The sequence below is a fragment of the Ramlibacter tataouinensis TTB310 genome, from assembly GCF_000215705.1.
In the GTDB taxonomy this organism is placed as follows: Bacteria; Pseudomonadota; Gammaproteobacteria; order Burkholderiales; family Burkholderiaceae_C; genus Ramlibacter; species Ramlibacter tataouinensis.
The window spans coordinates 1,394,513-1,407,880 of the sequence record NC_015677.1 but is presented as its reverse complement, the minus strand read 5'-3'; the positions used below and the strand labels follow the sequence as shown (position 1 = coordinate 1,407,880).

General features: G+C 71.7%; 11 protein-coding genes and 1 pseudogene. 3 read left to right on the top strand and 9 right to left on the bottom strand.

All coding sequences use genetic code 11. The annotated features are described in order from the left end of the window. Window positions 1-8: 8 nt before the first annotated feature. Complete coding sequence (locus tag RTA_RS06915) at window positions 9-1,193, bottom strand: efflux RND transporter periplasmic adaptor subunit (protein ID WP_226986129.1); 1,185 nt, start codon at window positions 1,191-1,193, stop codon at window positions 9-11. Window positions 1,194-1,267: 74 nt separating this feature from the next. Between RTA_RS06915 and RTA_RS06910 the strand changes: the two genes are divergently transcribed. From RTA_RS06910 to RTA_RS06900, 3 genes are all read left to right on the top strand, one after another. Beyond that, window positions 1,268-1,891, top strand: a complete 624-nt coding sequence (locus RTA_RS06910) for a TetR family transcriptional regulator (protein WP_318532687.1) — start codon at window positions 1,268-1,270, stop codon at window positions 1,889-1,891. 73 nt (window positions 1,892-1,964) lie between these two features. Next, window positions 1,965-2,930 carry a TRAP transporter substrate-binding protein gene (locus RTA_RS06905; protein ID WP_013900668.1) on the top strand — a complete coding sequence of 322 codons (966 nt, stop codon included), beginning with the start codon at window positions 1,965-1,967 and terminating at the stop codon, window positions 2,928-2,930. A 54-nt stretch (window positions 2,931-2,984) separates the two neighbouring features. Continuing rightward, on the top strand, window positions 2,985-4,664 hold the full coding sequence (locus RTA_RS06900) for an FAD-dependent oxidoreductase (protein ID WP_013900667.1): 1,680 nt from the start codon (window positions 2,985-2,987) through the stop codon (window positions 4,662-4,664). Between the two features lie 24 nt (window positions 4,665-4,688). On the opposite strand, the gene RTA_RS06895 is transcribed toward RTA_RS06900, so the two are convergent. The 8 genes and pseudogenes from RTA_RS06895 to RTA_RS06860 form a co-directional block, all read right to left on the bottom strand. After that, window positions 4,689-4,931 carry a PA2433 domain-containing protein gene (locus tag RTA_RS06895; RefSeq protein ID WP_013900666.1) on the bottom strand — a complete coding sequence of 81 codons (243 nt, stop codon included), beginning with the start codon at window positions 4,929-4,931 and terminating at the stop codon, window positions 4,689-4,691. An 80-nt stretch (window positions 4,932-5,011) separates the two neighbouring features. Continuing rightward, complete coding sequence (locus tag RTA_RS06890; RefSeq protein WP_013900665.1) at window positions 5,012-6,451, bottom strand: hypothetical protein; 1,440 nt, start codon at window positions 6,449-6,451, stop codon at window positions 5,012-5,014. Window positions 6,452-6,618: 167 nt separating this feature from the next. Continuing rightward, on the bottom strand, window positions 6,619-7,680 hold the full coding sequence (locus RTA_RS06885; protein ID WP_013900664.1) for an XdhC family protein: 1,062 nt from the start codon (window positions 7,678-7,680) through the stop codon (window positions 6,619-6,621). A gap of 29 nt (window positions 7,681-7,709) precedes the next feature. Next, the gene (locus RTA_RS06880) at window positions 7,710-9,866 is read right to left on the bottom strand and encodes a TonB-dependent receptor family protein (protein WP_013900663.1); all 2,157 of its coding nucleotides are present in this window, start codon (window positions 9,864-9,866) and stop codon (window positions 7,710-7,712) included. Window positions 9,867-9,871: 5 nt separating this feature from the next. Then, window positions 9,872-10,318 (bottom strand): annotated as a pseudogene (locus tag RTA_RS20625) (SRPBCC family protein); the annotation flags it as partial. A 27-nt stretch (window positions 10,319-10,345) separates the two neighbouring features. Continuing rightward, window positions 10,346-11,539 (bottom strand): vWA domain-containing protein, encoded by a 1,194-nt coding sequence (locus tag RTA_RS06870; protein ID WP_013900661.1) that lies wholly within the window; start codon window positions 11,537-11,539, stop codon window positions 10,346-10,348. Window positions 11,540-11,543: 4 nt separating this feature from the next. After that, complete coding sequence (locus RTA_RS06865) at window positions 11,544-12,530, bottom strand: AAA family ATPase (RefSeq protein WP_013900660.1); 987 nt, start codon at window positions 12,528-12,530, stop codon at window positions 11,544-11,546. 32 nt (window positions 12,531-12,562) lie between these two features. Continuing rightward, window positions 12,563-13,354 (bottom strand): FAD binding domain-containing protein, encoded by a 792-nt coding sequence (locus RTA_RS06860; RefSeq protein ID WP_013900659.1) that lies wholly within the window; start codon window positions 13,352-13,354, stop codon window positions 12,563-12,565. Window positions 13,355-13,368 lie beyond the last annotated feature (14 nt).

The window sequence follows — 13,368 nt, the reverse complement described above, 5'->3', positions numbered from 1 at the left end:
ACCGACCTCTACGAACGCGGGGCCGAGGCGCCGGAAGCGGCGGGCGCGGACTGGCCGCCGCTCCAGGGCACCGGCTTGACCGGGGTGTTGGGCTGGATCTTCTGGAAGCCGTCGACGACCACCTGCTCGCCGTTCTTCAACCCGTCCATGACCACCCACTGCCCGTTCTGCGCGCTGCCCACCCGCACGGTGCGGGGAGCGACCTGGCCGTCGGGGCCGACCACCATCACGGTGTCGCCCTGGTTGGAGCGCGTCACGGCCTGCTGCGGCAGCAGCACGGCGTTGCTGGCCTTGGCCTGCGCCAGCCGCACGCGCACGTACAGGCCGGGCAGCAGGCCGCCGTCGGGGTTGGGCACCTCGGCGCGCAGCGTCACCTGGCCGGTGGCCGGGTCCACCGACAGGTCGGAGAACAGCAGCCGGCCGGTCTGGGGGTGCACGTTGCCGTCCTCCAGCACCACGCGCACCACCGCGCCGCCGTTGCCGGCCGTGCGCTCCAGCCGCCCCTGCTCGAAGGCGCGGCGCAGGTTGAGCACCTCGCTGGCCGACTGGGTGAAGTTGACGTAGACCGGGCGGATCTGCTGGATCACGGCCAGCGGCGTGGCCTCGCCCTGCCCGACCAGCGCGCCCTCGGTCACCAGCGCGCGGCCGATGCGGCCGGAGATGGGCGCCGTCACCGCCGCGTAGTTCAGGTTGATCTGCGCGGTCTGCACCGCCGCGCGTGCCGCCGCCACCTCGGCCTCGGCCTGCTTCTGTGCGGACACGGCATTCACGAAGTCCTGCCGGCTCACCGCGTTGGCCTCCACCAGCGGCTTGTAGCGCTCGGCCAGGGCCGTGGCCTGCCCCAGGTTGGCCTGGGCCCGGGCCAGCGTGGCCTGGGCGTTGGCCACCTGCGCCTGGTAGGGCGCGGGGTCGATGCGGAACAGCAGCTGGCCGGCGCGCACGTCGCTGCCCTCGCGGAACAGCCGCTCCTGCACGATGCCGGCGGCGCGCGCGCGCACCTGCGCGGTGCGCGAGGCCTCCACCCGGCCGGGCAGCTCGGTCACCAGGCCCACCTCGCCGGCGGACACGGTGACCACGCCCACCTCGGGCGGCGGCGGCGCGGCGCCGGCGGTGGCCGCCGGGTTGTCGGACTTGCCGCAGGCGGCCAGCAGCGCGGCCGCGATGAGCAGGACAGACACAAGCCTGGAGGACATGCGCAGTGGATGCATGGAACGACCCGGTTGGATGGAGGAAAACCCCGCAGTATACATACACGCATGAATGTATAGTGTCGGCCATCATGCGCCGCACCAAGGAAGACGCCCTGGCCACCCGCCACGCCCTGCTGGACGCGGCCGAGCGCGTGTTCCAGCGCAAGGGCGTCTCCAGCACCTCGCTGGCCGACATCGCGGCCGAGGCCGGCACCACGCGCGGCGCCATCTATTGGCACTTCAAGGACAAGGCCGACCTGTACAACGCGATGATCGAGCGCGTGAGCCTGCCCATGGAGCACGCTCTGCACGAGGCCGCGGACACGACCGTGGACCCGCTGCCCGCGCTGCGCAGCGCCCTGCTGGGCGTGCTCACCAAGATTTCCACCGATCCTCGCACACGCCGCGTGGTCGAGGTGGCGACGCACAAGGTCGAATACGTCGAGAGCCTTGACGCGGTGCGCCAGCGCCACCTGGCGGTGCGCGACGAATGCCTGGCCGACATGAAGCAGGTGCTCAGCCACGGTGCCCGCATGCGCGGCCGGCGCCTGCCGCTGCCGGCCGAGGCCGCGGCGCGCGGCCTGCACGCGCTGGTGGATGGGCTGATCCAGAACTGGATGCTGGACCCGCGGGCCTTCGAGCTGCCGCGCGCGGGCCGGCAGGCCATCGACGCCTACCTGGCGGGCTTGGGGCTGGGGTAAGACCGCATCCGGCGGCCTGGAACTTGCAGGTACCCTGCACGCCTTCCCTCGTGCAACCCCTCCTGGAGACCCGATGAAATTCAAGCTCGCCCTGGCCGCGGCCGCCCTGTCCCTGGCTCCCCACGCCTTTGCCCAGACCAAGTGGGACCTGCCGGCGGCTTATCCCACCTCCAACTTCCACACCCAGAACCTCACCCAGTTCGCCGAGGACGTGGACAAGGCCAGCGGCGGCAAGCTCAAGATCACGGTGCATGCCAATGCCTCGCTGTTCAAGGCGCCGGAGATCAAGCGCGCGATCCAGGGCGGCCAGGCCCCCATCGGCGAGATCCTGCTGGCCAACTACCAGAACGAATGGCAGATCTTCGGCGCTGACGGCGTGCCCTTCCTGGCCGACAGCTACGAAGCCGCCATGAAGCTGTACCAGGCGCAGAAGCCCTTGCTGGACAAGAAGCTGGGCGAGCAGGGCATGATGCTGCTGTACGCGGTGGCCTGGCCGCCGCAGGGCATCTACACCAAGCGCACGCTCAACTCCGCGGCCGACATGAAGGGCCTGAAGTGGCGCGCCTACAGCCCGGCCACGGCCCGCATCGCCGAGCTGGTGGGCGCGCAGCCCGTCACCGTGCAGCAGGCCGAGCTGTCGCAGGCCATGGCCACCGGCGTGGTCGACTCGTACATGTCCTCCGGCTCCACCGGCTTCGACACCAAGACCTACGAGCACATCAAGAACTGGTACGACACCCAGGCCTGGCTGCCCAAGAACGCGGTCATCGTCAACCGCGCGGCCTTCAACGCGCTGGACAAGGCGATGCAGGACGCGCTGCTCAAGGCCGGTGCCGCCGCGCAGGAGCGCGGCTGGGCCACCAGCCGCAAGGCCAACACCGAGACGCTGGACAAGCTCAAGGCCAACGGCATGCAGATCCTGCAGCCGCCGGCCCAGCTCAAGGCCGACATGAAGAAGGTGGGCGACACCATGCTCAAGGAGTGGCTGGACAAGGCCGGCCCCGAGGGCCAGCAGCTGGTGGACGCCTACCGCAAGTAAGGCCATCGGCCCGGTGGCGGCGCCCCTATCATGGGGCCCACTCCGGAGCCGTCCATGAACCTGCCCCCGCCCCCCGGCGACGAACCGGCGCCGCCGGATCCCTCGGATCCGTACGCGCGCGAGGCGCAGATCTTCCCGCGCCTGACTCCGGCCATGGCCGAGCGCATCGCCGCCTACGGCCGCCATGAGCGGCTGCCCGCCGGCACCGTGGTGTTCCAGCGCGGCCAGCGCTCCGTCGACTTCTTCCTGGTGCTCGAAGGCAGCATCGAGATCTTCGACCTGGACGAGCACGGCCGCGAGCGCGTGTTCACCACCCACGGGCCGCGCCAGTTCACCGGCGAGCTGGACCTGTTCAACGACCGCATGATCCTGGTGTCGGGCCGCACCGGCGCTGCCAGCGAGGTGGTGCGCCTGCCGCGCACCGACTTCCTGCGCCTGGTCACCAGCGAGCCCGACATCGCCGAGATCCTGATGCGCGCCTTCATCCTGCGCCGCGTCGGGCTGATCCAGCATGCGCAGGGCGGCGTGGTCCTGATCGGCCCCGGCCGCCAGGCCGACACGCTGACCCTGCAGCGCTTCCTCACGCGAAACGGCTATCCGCACCGGCTGCTGGACACCGACACCGACCCGGACGCCGGCGGCATGCTGCGCTGCTTCGGCCTGGACGCCACCCAGCTGCCGGTGGTGATCGCGCAGGGCGAGCGGGTGCTGCGCAACCCGGGCATCGGCGAGCTGGCCGACCAGCTGGGGCTGACCGAGCGCGTCGATGCGGCGCAGGTGTACGACCTGGCCGTGGTCGGCGCCGGGCCGGCCGGGCTGGCCGCGGCGGTGTATGCCGCCTCCGAGGGCCTGAAGACCATCGTGGTCGAGGCCAGCGCGCCCGGCGGCCAGGCCGGCACCAGCTCCAAGATCGAGAACTACCTGGGCTTTCCCACCGGCATCTCCGGCCAGGCGCTGGCCGGCCGGGCCCAGGTGCAGGCGCAGAAGTTCGGCGCGCGGCTGGCGATCTCGCGCGCGGTGGCGGGCCTGGAATGCGAGGACACGCCCTACACGCTGCGCCTGGACGATGGCCAGGCGGTGCGCGCCCGCGCGGTGGTCGTGGCCACCGGGGCGCGCTACCGCCGGCTGGCGCTGCCCCACTGCACCCGCTTCGACGGCCAGGGCCTGCACTACGCGGCCACCGCGATGGAGGCCCGGCTGTGCGGCGGCGAGGAAGTGGTGGTGGTGGGCGGCGGCAACTCCGCCGGCCAGGCCGCGATGTACCTCTCGCGCGTGGCCGCGCACGTGCACATCCTGGTGCGCGGCGAGGGACTGGCCGCCACCATGTCGGACTACCTGGTCCAGCGCATCGCCCGCTCCCCCACGGTGACCCTGCATCCGCACAGCGAGATCACCGCGATGCAGGGCGACGAGCGGCTGCGCTCGGTCACCTGGACGCACCGACGCACCGGGGAGAGCGTCACACGCCCGGTGACCAACGTGTTCCTGATGATTGGCGCCGAGCCCAACACCGACTGGCTGCGCGGCTGCCTGGCGCTGGACGATAAGGGGTTCGTGGTGACCGGCGCGGATGCGGACGGCAGGGCCCTGCCCTCGCCTTACGCCACCAGCCAGCCCGGGGTGTTCGCGGTGGGCGATGTGCGCTCGGGCTCGGTCAAGCGCGTGGCCTCGGGCGTGGGCGAAGGCTCGGTGGTGATCCAGGCGGTGCACCGGTTCCTCAGCCCGGCGGGTTGAGCGGCCGGGCACCGGCCAGGCCGCTCAGATCCCCAGCAGCTTCTTGGCCTCGCCCAGCGCGGCCATGGATTCGTTGTGCTTGCCTGCCTTGTGGTGGGCCTCGCCGTCGGCGCGCAGCCTGGCCACCTTGTCGGCCACGTCCTTGGACAGCGCGGGCTTGGTCTGCAGCCTGGCGTCGATGGCCTTCATCTCGTTCGGGCAGTTGTGGGCCCAGGCCGCACCGGCGGCCGCGAGGGTCAGGCCCAGGGAGAGGATGAGTTTGCGCATGGCAGGCTCCTGCTTGCAAGAAGGACAGCCACGCTACAGCGGCCGGCCGCGCCGGGCACCCACGTTAACCCTAGCCAAGATCAAGGCAGGTCAGGCCAGGCGAAGGAGTCGTGGACCAGGAACTGCATCTGGCCGCCGGCAGGCTGCGCCTGCCGCAGCACCACCCAGCGTCCGTTGGCCGACACGGTGTAGATCTCGGACACCAGGCCGTTCGGCCTGGGTTCACGCATGATCTTCACCTGCGACGGATCGAGCAGGTTCATGCTGGCGATGAGATTGCCGCTCCTGAAGATGGCGAAGCTACCCCGGACGAAGTCGGTCTGGAGCCTGGCGGGGAAGATCGGGTTGTTGCAGACGTTGTCGCGCTGGGCCTCGGCATGCCGCGGGATCCCCGGGTTCGGTTCCTGCAGGTCGTTGTAGAGCCGGAAGAAGCGGGTCGCATCCAGCTGGCACAGCCGGCCGATGATGTTGTCTGCCGAGGCGCTGTACGTGGCCCCGAAGGCCTCCCCGCTGGTGCCATCCCTGCTGACGACCAGCCCGCCGACCGCGATGCCCACCTTGCCGATCAAGGGATTCGGGTCGGTCGGCACAGCCGGGGCCGCCTGCCCGATGCGCACGATCGCAGGGATCGTGACGAAATCCAGCTCCCACAGCGAAGCCGGCTGGATCCCTTCCTGCGCGACCACCCTCACCCGCCCCGAGCAGCATTCCGGCCGGGCGATCAGGGCGCCGTTGTAGTCGTTGATGACATTGCCGAACGACAGCGTGGATGACTGGAATGTCTTCACGGTGGCGGCCTGCCGGCCCGGCCGGTCCGCGAAGACCACCCGCCGCAGGGTCTGGTTCGTCGCTTCGAAACCCGCGACGGCGATTTCGTGATGGTTCGCCGTGGCGACCAGGTTGTGGGTCGACAGCCTGGCGCCGCCATTCGTGGCGACGATGCTGGTGGCTGCCGGGTTGGCCAGGGGGATCGAGATCACCCGGCCCGCTCCGCTGCACCCGCCTGCACCCCCCGCCGGGTTCTCGGCCATCAGCACCTCGGTGCCGTCGGCGTCGAGCAGGTACCGGGCTCCTGCCTCGCACCCCGCCGAAACGCTGGAGTTGCGGGCCACGCCCGAGTAGATCTGCACCGGGCCTTGTTCCGTCAGCGAATACACGTCGTAGGCCCGGGGCCTGGCGTTGCCGTCGGCCCTGACCGCATAGACCAGGTTCCGGCCGTTGTCGTCGATGAGGTTGGCACGCCGGTACTTGGCGACCTCGAACTGGTCCCCCATGTACGCCATCGACTCGGTCAGGGAGGTGCCCGCAGGGATGCTGGCCAGGCGCGTGGAAGCCGGCGCGACATCCACGTTCACCGAGGTACCGGGCGTCGTGCCCGGGCCGCCGCCGGTACCCGGCGAAGTGCCGGGCGTCCCCGGCCCGCCGGTGGCGCCCGTGCCGCTGCTCCCGCCGCCACCGCCGCCGCACGCGGCAACCACGATGGCGAGCGCGATGGCTGGCAGGCGCAGCCGCCCCTGCATCCACCTCCCCTGTGCAATGGTTCGAAGTCGAGCTACTTGGGATGGTTGCATGGGCAGGGTTCCTTTCGTCCAGGACCCGACTTTCTTTTCCCCTGCGCATCGGGTCACCCCCCATATGGGGTAAGACGCCGTACCGTACCCGCGGAGCGCTCGAACCGTTGAGCTGCCTAGGCGCGCACGCCGCACACCAGTGCGCCGGGATCGTTGGCCTGCACCGCCAGCTGATCCTTGGCCCGGGCCACGTCCAGGTCGCGCGGCAGCGGCACGCCGTTCTTCACGGCCAGGATCTCGGCCATGACGCTCACGGCGATCTCCGGCGGCGTCTTGCTGCCGATGTAGATGCCGATGGGCCCGCGCAGCCGCTCGAGCGAGGCTTCGGTCTGGCCGAAGTGTTCAACCATGCGTTCGCGCCGGGCCTCGTTGTTACGGCGGCTGCCGATCGCGCCGACGTAGAAGGCGTCGGTGCCCAGCGCCTCCAGCAGCGCCAGGTCGTCCAGCTTGGGGTCGTGCGTCAGGGCCACCACGCAGCTGCGCCGGTCGGGCCGGAAGGCCGCCACCACGTCGTCGGGCATCTCGCGCACCAGGCGCGCGCCCGGCACGTTGAAGCCCGCGCTGTACTCCTCGCGCGGGTCGCACACCGTCACGGCAAAGCCGCTGAACAGGGCCATGGTGGCCAGGTACTCGGTGAGCGGGCCGGCGCCGATCAGCAGCATGCGGTACTCCGGGCCGAAGGTGTTGGCCATGTCCGCCTCATCCAGCGCCAGCTCCGACGGCGTGTCCGCCGGCTCCAGCGTCACCTGCCCGTCGGCCAGGCGCACGGTGCGCCGCACCAGATGGCCGGCCTCCAGCTGCTCCACCAGGCGGCCCAGGCTGGCGCCCTCGGGGTCGGGCTCCAGCAGCAGCTCCAGCGTGCCGCCGCAGGGCAGGCCGAAGCGGTGCGCCTCGTCGGCCGTGATGCCGTACTTGACGAAGGCCGGCGCGCCCTGCGGCATCTCGCGGGCGTCGCCCTGGCCGGCATAGGCGCGGCTGTAGCGCCAGATCAGGTCGTCCTCGATGCAGCCGCCCGAGACCGAGCCGGCCACGGCGCCGTCCTCGCACAGGGCCATGATCGACCCCACCGGCCGGGGCGACGAGCCCCAGGTGCGCACCACGGTCGCCAGCAGCGCCCGGCGGCCGGCCAGCCGCCAGTCGCGCAGGGTGCGCAGCACCATCACGTCCAGGTTTTCCATCTGCTTGCTCTCTCGGCCGGGCCGCGCGCTCAGAAGGTGTACGCGGCGTTCACGCCCACCAGCCAGGTGCGCCCGGGGGCCGGCTCGAAGTAGCGCTGGTTGCCCTCGTTGACGATCACCGAGCCGATGTAGCGGCGGTCGGTCAGATTGTCCACCCGCAGGAATTCACGCAGCGACCAGCGGCCTACCTGCTGCGCCAGCGACAGGCGCACGGCGGCCGTGGTGGAGGCATCGGTCGATTCATTGTTCAGGTCGTTGGCGTAGATCCGGCCCACGTGCCGCAGCTCCAGCGCCGTTTCCAGGCCCCAGGGCTTGTGCCGCCAGGCCAGCTCGGCAAAGGCGGTGGCGCGCGGGATGCCAGGGACGCGGTTGCCGGCGGGGACCAGGAGGTCCGGCGGATTGCCTGGGGCGCCGCAACCCGGCCGGCCACAGGTGATAAATGATGAGTCGTAGCTGGCGTCCAGCCAGGTGCCGACCAGCGCGGCCGACCAGCCGCCGCCAAAGCGCCCGGACAGCGCCGCCTCGAAGCCACGGCGTTCCGTCTCGCCCGCGTTTTGGAAGGTGCTGCGCCCGCCATTGTTGGTCAGCACAACGAGCTCATCTTCGGTGCGGGCCTGGAACAGTGCCGCATTCAGCTGCCAGTCAGTCCCAAGGGCCGCCTTGGCACCGATCTCCCATTGCCGGCTTTCCGCCGGCCGCAGGCCGAAGTTCAGGCCGCCGCCGGCCCCGGGCGGACGGTAGGCCAGCTCGTTGAAGGTGGGCGTCTCGAATCCCTCCCCATAGGAGGCGTAGAGGTTGAGCGCGTCGGTGGCGTGGAACACCACGCCCAGCGCCGGGGTGGTGGCGCTGTAGTCGGCCGAGCCGCTGTCGTTGCCGTTGGCCCCCACGATGAAGCGGTCGCGCGAGTCGAAGGAAACGCGCGAGTGCCGCAGCCCGGCGGTGACGCTGAAGCGCGCGCCGCTCCACACGCCCTGCAGGTACTGGTCGAAGCTGCCGACCTCGTTGTCCTCGTCGCGGCGCAGTGCGCCGCGCACGCCCAGCTGCTGCGTGGCGCCCGTGCCGGTGAAGTTCTGGAAGCCGCGCCGGCGCTCGTCCAGCCGGTCGGCGTACAGGCCCGCGGTGAGGGTCAGGGGCGCGTCGAACAGCCGCGTCCGGGCCACCCACTGCCCGTCCAGGCCGTGGTAGTCCCGGTCCAGGTCGATCACGCCGCCGGGCTGGGTGATGGGCGTCTGCGTGCCCACCGGGATGGCCTGGTACTGCACCGTGCCGCGCGTGCCGCGCCAGCCGGTCAGCTTGAACGAATGGGTGGCGTCCAGCCGGTGCTCCAGGATGGCGCCGGCCTGCAGCTGGTCGACCGACTTGCGGGTGTTGAACGTCAGCGCCGCCGGGCTGGCCTGGCGCGGGTCAGCCTCGTACTCGGCCCGCGTCAGGCCCAGCGGGTCCTGCACGTCCGGCATGTCGACGTAATTGAGGATGAGGCTGAGCTTGGTGTCCGCGCTGGCGTTGTACCTGAGCTTGCCGTTGAAGCCGGTGCGCTGCGCGGCGCTGTGCTCGCGGTACCCGTCCGTGTCGAACCGGGTGGCGCTGAGGTTGTACTGCAGCTGGCCCTGCTGGCCCGACAGCCGCACGTTGTGCCGGCGCGTGTCGTCGCTGCCGAAGGCGGTGCCCGCCTCGGCCACGGTCTCGGGCCCGCCGTCCGCCGTGAACAGGCTGATCACGCCACCCGACGAGTTGCCGTACAGCGCCGAGAACGGCCCGCGCAGCACCTCGATGCGGTCGGCCGACTGCAGGTCGAAGTGCGAGATCTGGCTCTGGCCGTCGGGCGCGGTGGCGGGGATGCCGTCGGTGTACAGCCGCAGGCCGCGCACGCCGAAGGTGGCGCGTGCGCCGTAGCCGCGCGAGGAGATCTGCACGTCCTGGGCGTAGTTCTGGCGGTTCAGCGCCACGAGGCCGGGCACCCGCACCAGCGATTCGGACAGGTTGATGCCCAGCTGGCCTTCGCGCAGCGTGGCGCCGTCGACCACGTCCACCGAGGCGGGCGTGTCGAAAGCGGATTGGGCGACGCCCGGGGTGGGCGTCACCACCACCGGGGCCAGGGTGCGCTCGGGCGCGGTCTCGGCAGCCGGCTGGGCGCCCGCCTGGGCGGCGGCGAGCGCCGCGGCAGCGGCGACAGCGGTCATTCTCATGGAGGGGGGTGGCGCCGCTGCATCTCGGCGTCGAAGCGTTTGAAGAAATCCTCGGCCATGGACCTGGCGACGCCGTCGATCAGACGCTGGCCCATCTGCGCGATCTTACCGCCCACCTGCGCCTGCACGCTGTAGCGCAGGACACAGCCGGTGCCGCCGGGCGCGAGGCTGACTTCCGAGCGGCCCTTGCCGAAGCCGGCCACCCCGCCCTGCCCGTCGAAGGCCAGGGTGTAGCTGGACGGCGGGTTGACGTCGCTGAGCGTGATCTTGCCGGCAAAGCGCGCCGACACCGGGCCGATCTTGACCGACAGCGCGACGGCGTACTGGTTCTCGCCGGTGGACTCGACCTTGTAGCAGCCCGGGATGCAGACCTTGAGCACGTCCGGATCGTTCAGCGCATCCCAGGCCTGCCGTTGCGTGACCGCGAGCTCGCGGCTGCCTTGCATTTCCATGGTGGTTCCCTTGTCGTTCTCGTGGGTTCAGGTGTCCATCACCGCCGCGATGCTGGCGGCCAGCTGCTCCAGCCTGGCGATGTTGTGCACGGCCAGCATGCCGTGCGCCTGGCGGTGCAGCACCGCCGCGCCCTGGGCGCTGGGCGTGTAGCGGTCGTAGCGCAGCAGCGGATTCAGCCACAGCAGGCGCCGGCTGTGCAGCCGCAGCCACGCCAGCTCGCGCTCCAGGGCTGCCGGCTCGCCGGTGTCCAGGCCGTCCGAGATCACCAGCACCAGGGTGCGGCGCCCGACCAGGCGGCGCGCATGGCGCTCGCGCAGCTGGGCCAGCGACTCGCCCAGGCGCGTGCCGCCGGCGTAGTCGTCGATGGCGGCACCGGCGGCCGCCAGCATCTCGTCCGTGTCGGCCAGGCGGAAGGCCGGCGTCAGGTCGGTCAGGCGGGTGCCGAAGGCGAACACGTCGCGCCGCCCCCGCCGTCCCACGCCGCCGCGGGTGGCCGCATGCAGGAAGGCCAGCAGCAGCCGGGCGTAGCGCTCCATGGAACCCGAGACATCCACCAGCAGCAGCAGCGGCAGCGGCTGCTTGCGCCGCTGCAGCCGGCGCAGCTGCAGCAGCTCGCCGCCGGTGTGGGCGGCGTGGCGCATCACGCCGGGCCAGTGCAGGCGCGCGCCCCGCGCGCCCGGCCGGGTGCGGCGCATGGCGATGCGCGGCACCGGCAGCGCCACCTCGCGCGCCAGCCGCTCCACCAGGCGGTACTCGCCGCCGCCGAGCGCGCCGAAGTCGGCATGGCGCAGGCGCTGCAGGTCGCTGGCCGTCATGGCGGCGTCGAAGCGCACCTCGTCCTCGGCGGCGCGCGGCGGCTGGGCGCCGAAACCCTTCTGCGGCGCCAGCGCCTCGCTCACCCGCGGGCGGCGCTTGCTGGGCTCGGCCTTGCCTTCGGCGCTCGGCAGCATCTGCGCCAGCAGCTTGTTGGCCACGGCCGGATCGCGGAAGAAGGCGTCGAACAGCTCGCGGAACACCCCCCGGTCCTGCTCGCGGCTGACCAGTACCGCCTCCAGCGCGGCGCCCAGGTCGTCCTTGCGGGACAAATCCACCAGCTGCGCGGCCTGGCCGGCCAGGGCGATGCGCGCGCTGTCGACCGGCACGCCCGCGCGCCGCAACGCCCGGCCGAACGCGGTGATGTTGTCGGCCAGCTTGCCGGTGCGCGAATCTCCCAGCTGCATGGGCTCAAGCCTCCTCGGGCTTGAGCAGGTCGGCCGCCAGGTCCTGCGTCAGCGCGGCCACGTCCTCGCGCTGCTTGAACAGGATGCCGGCGGTGTCGCTCACCACCTCGGGGTCCAGCACCAAGGTGTCCAGCGCCACCAGCGCCTTGGCCCATTCCACGCTCTCGGCGATGCCGGGCGCGCGCTGGAAGGCGTTGGCAAAGGGCTGGCTGCGCAGCCGGCCCACGAACTCGGCCACCTGGCGCGACAGCGCCTGGCTCGCGCCCGGCACGCGCGCCTGCACGATGGCCAGCTCGCGCTCGCGGTCCGGGTAGTCCAGCCAGTGGTACAGGCAGCGGCGCTTCACGGCGTCGTGCAGCTCGCGCGTGCGGTTGCTGGTGAGGATGGTGACCGGCGTGGCGACCGCCCGCACGGTGCCCAGCTCGGGGATGCTGACCTGGTACTCGCCCAGGTACTCCAGCAGGAAGGCCTCGAAAGGCTCGTCGGCGCGGTCCAGCTCGTCGATCAGCAGCACTGCGCCGGGCGCCGGCGCCTGCAGGGCCTGCAGCAGCGGACGGCGGATCAGGTAGCGGTCCTGGTAGACCTCGCGCTCGGCCTGCTCGGCGGTCTCTTGCCCGCCGGCGCCGGGCCGCCCCAAGCCGGCGAGCGCCCCCTCGGGGGGCAGCGAGGACACGCCAGTGCCGAGCGTGGGGGCCCTGAGTTCCACCGCCCGCATGTGCAGCAGCTGCGCGGCGTAGTTCCACTCGTACAGCGCCTCGCGGTGCTCCAGGCCGTCGTAGCACTGCAGGCGCAGCAGCTCGCGGCCCAGCGCGCCGGCCAGCGCCTTGGCCAGCTCGGTCTTGCCGACGCCGGGCTCGCCCTCCAGCAGCAGCGGCCGCTGCAGCTTGAGCGCCAGGAACACCGCCGTCGCCAGCCGGCGGTCGGCGAAGTAGCCGGCCCGCTCCAGGGCCTGCGTCAAGGCATCGATGGAAGAGAAAGGGGTTGCGCTCATGTCACGGGCATTGTCCCCTCCCCCCAAGGTCGTCAGCCCAGCGCCTTGGCCACCGCCCGCTGCGTGATCACGCTGACGAGGTTGGCGCGGTAGGCCGCGGAGGCGTGCAGGTCGCTGGACAGGCTGCCGGCGTCGATCTGCACGCCCGCGGCCGCCTCCGGCGTGAAGCTCCCGGACAGCGCCGCCTCCAGCCCGGCGTGGCGGAACACGCCGTTGCCGCCGCCGGTGACCGCCACGCGCGCGCCGCCGTCGAACTGGGCCACGAACACGCCGATCAGGGCGAAGCGCGAGGCCGGCTGCTTGAACTTGATGTAGGCGGCGCGCCTGGGGCACGGGAAGGCGACGGCCGTGATCAGCTCGCCCTCGTTCAGCGCGGTGGTGAACATGCCGCCGAAGAAGTCGTCGGCCGCGATCTTGCGGTGAGTGGTGTGCACCGTGGCGCCCAGCCCCAGTACCGCGGCGGGGTAGCAGGCCGACGGGTCGTTGTTGGCGACCGAGCCGCCCAGCGTGCCCATGGCCCGCACCTGCCGGTCGCCGATGTGGCCGGCCAGGTCGGCCAGCGCCGGCAGCGCCGAGCGCACCTCGGCATTGGACGCGACCTCGGCATGGCGCGCCATGGCGCCGACGACCACGGCGTCGCCCTCGCGGCGGATGCCGGTGAGCTCGCGGATGCCGCCCAGGTCGACCAGCTGGTCGGGGCTGGCCAGCCGCAGCTTCATCGAGGCCAGCAGGGTCTGGCCGCCGGCCAGCACCTTGGCGCCGGTGGCCGCCAGCCGTGCGGCGTCGCTGACGCTGGCGGGGCGTTCGAAAGTGAATGCGTACATGGTGGCTCCTTCTT

Bases quoted from the DNA above. Each gene is read 5' to 3' on its own strand.
- RTA_RS06915 (WP_226986129.1), bottom strand. From the start codon at position 1,193: ATGTCCTCCAGGCTTGTGTCTGTCCTGCTCATCGCGGCCGCGCTGCTG.
- RTA_RS06905 (WP_013900668.1), top strand. From the start codon at position 1,965: ATGAAATTCAAGCTCGCCCTGGCCGCGGCCGCCCTGTCCCTGGCTCCC.
- RTA_RS06900 (WP_013900667.1), top strand. From the start codon at position 2,985: ATGAACCTGCCCCCGCCCCCCGGCGACGAACCGGCGCCGCCGGATCCC.
- RTA_RS06895 (WP_013900666.1), bottom strand. From the start codon at position 4,931: ATGCGCAAACTCATCCTCTCCCTGGGCCTGACCCTCGCGGCCGCCGGT.
- RTA_RS06890 (WP_013900665.1), bottom strand. From the start codon at position 6,451: ATGCAGGGGCGGCTGCGCCTGCCAGCCATCGCGCTCGCCATCGTGGTT.
- RTA_RS06885 (WP_013900664.1), bottom strand. From the start codon at position 7,680: ATGGAAAACCTGGACGTGATGGTGCTGCGCACCCTGCGCGACTGGCGG.
- RTA_RS06880 (WP_013900663.1), bottom strand. From the start codon at position 9,866: ATGAGAATGACCGCTGTCGCCGCTGCCGCGGCGCTCGCCGCCGCCCAG.
- RTA_RS06870 (WP_013900661.1), bottom strand. From the start codon at position 11,539: ATGCAGCTGGGAGATTCGCGCACCGGCAAGCTGGCCGACAACATCACC.
- RTA_RS06865 (WP_013900660.1), bottom strand. From the start codon at position 12,530: ATGAGCGCAACCCCTTTCTCTTCCATCGATGCCTTGACGCAGGCCCTG.
- RTA_RS06860 (WP_013900659.1), bottom strand. From the start codon at position 13,354: ATGTACGCATTCACTTTCGAACGCCCCGCCAGCGTCAGCGACGCCGCA.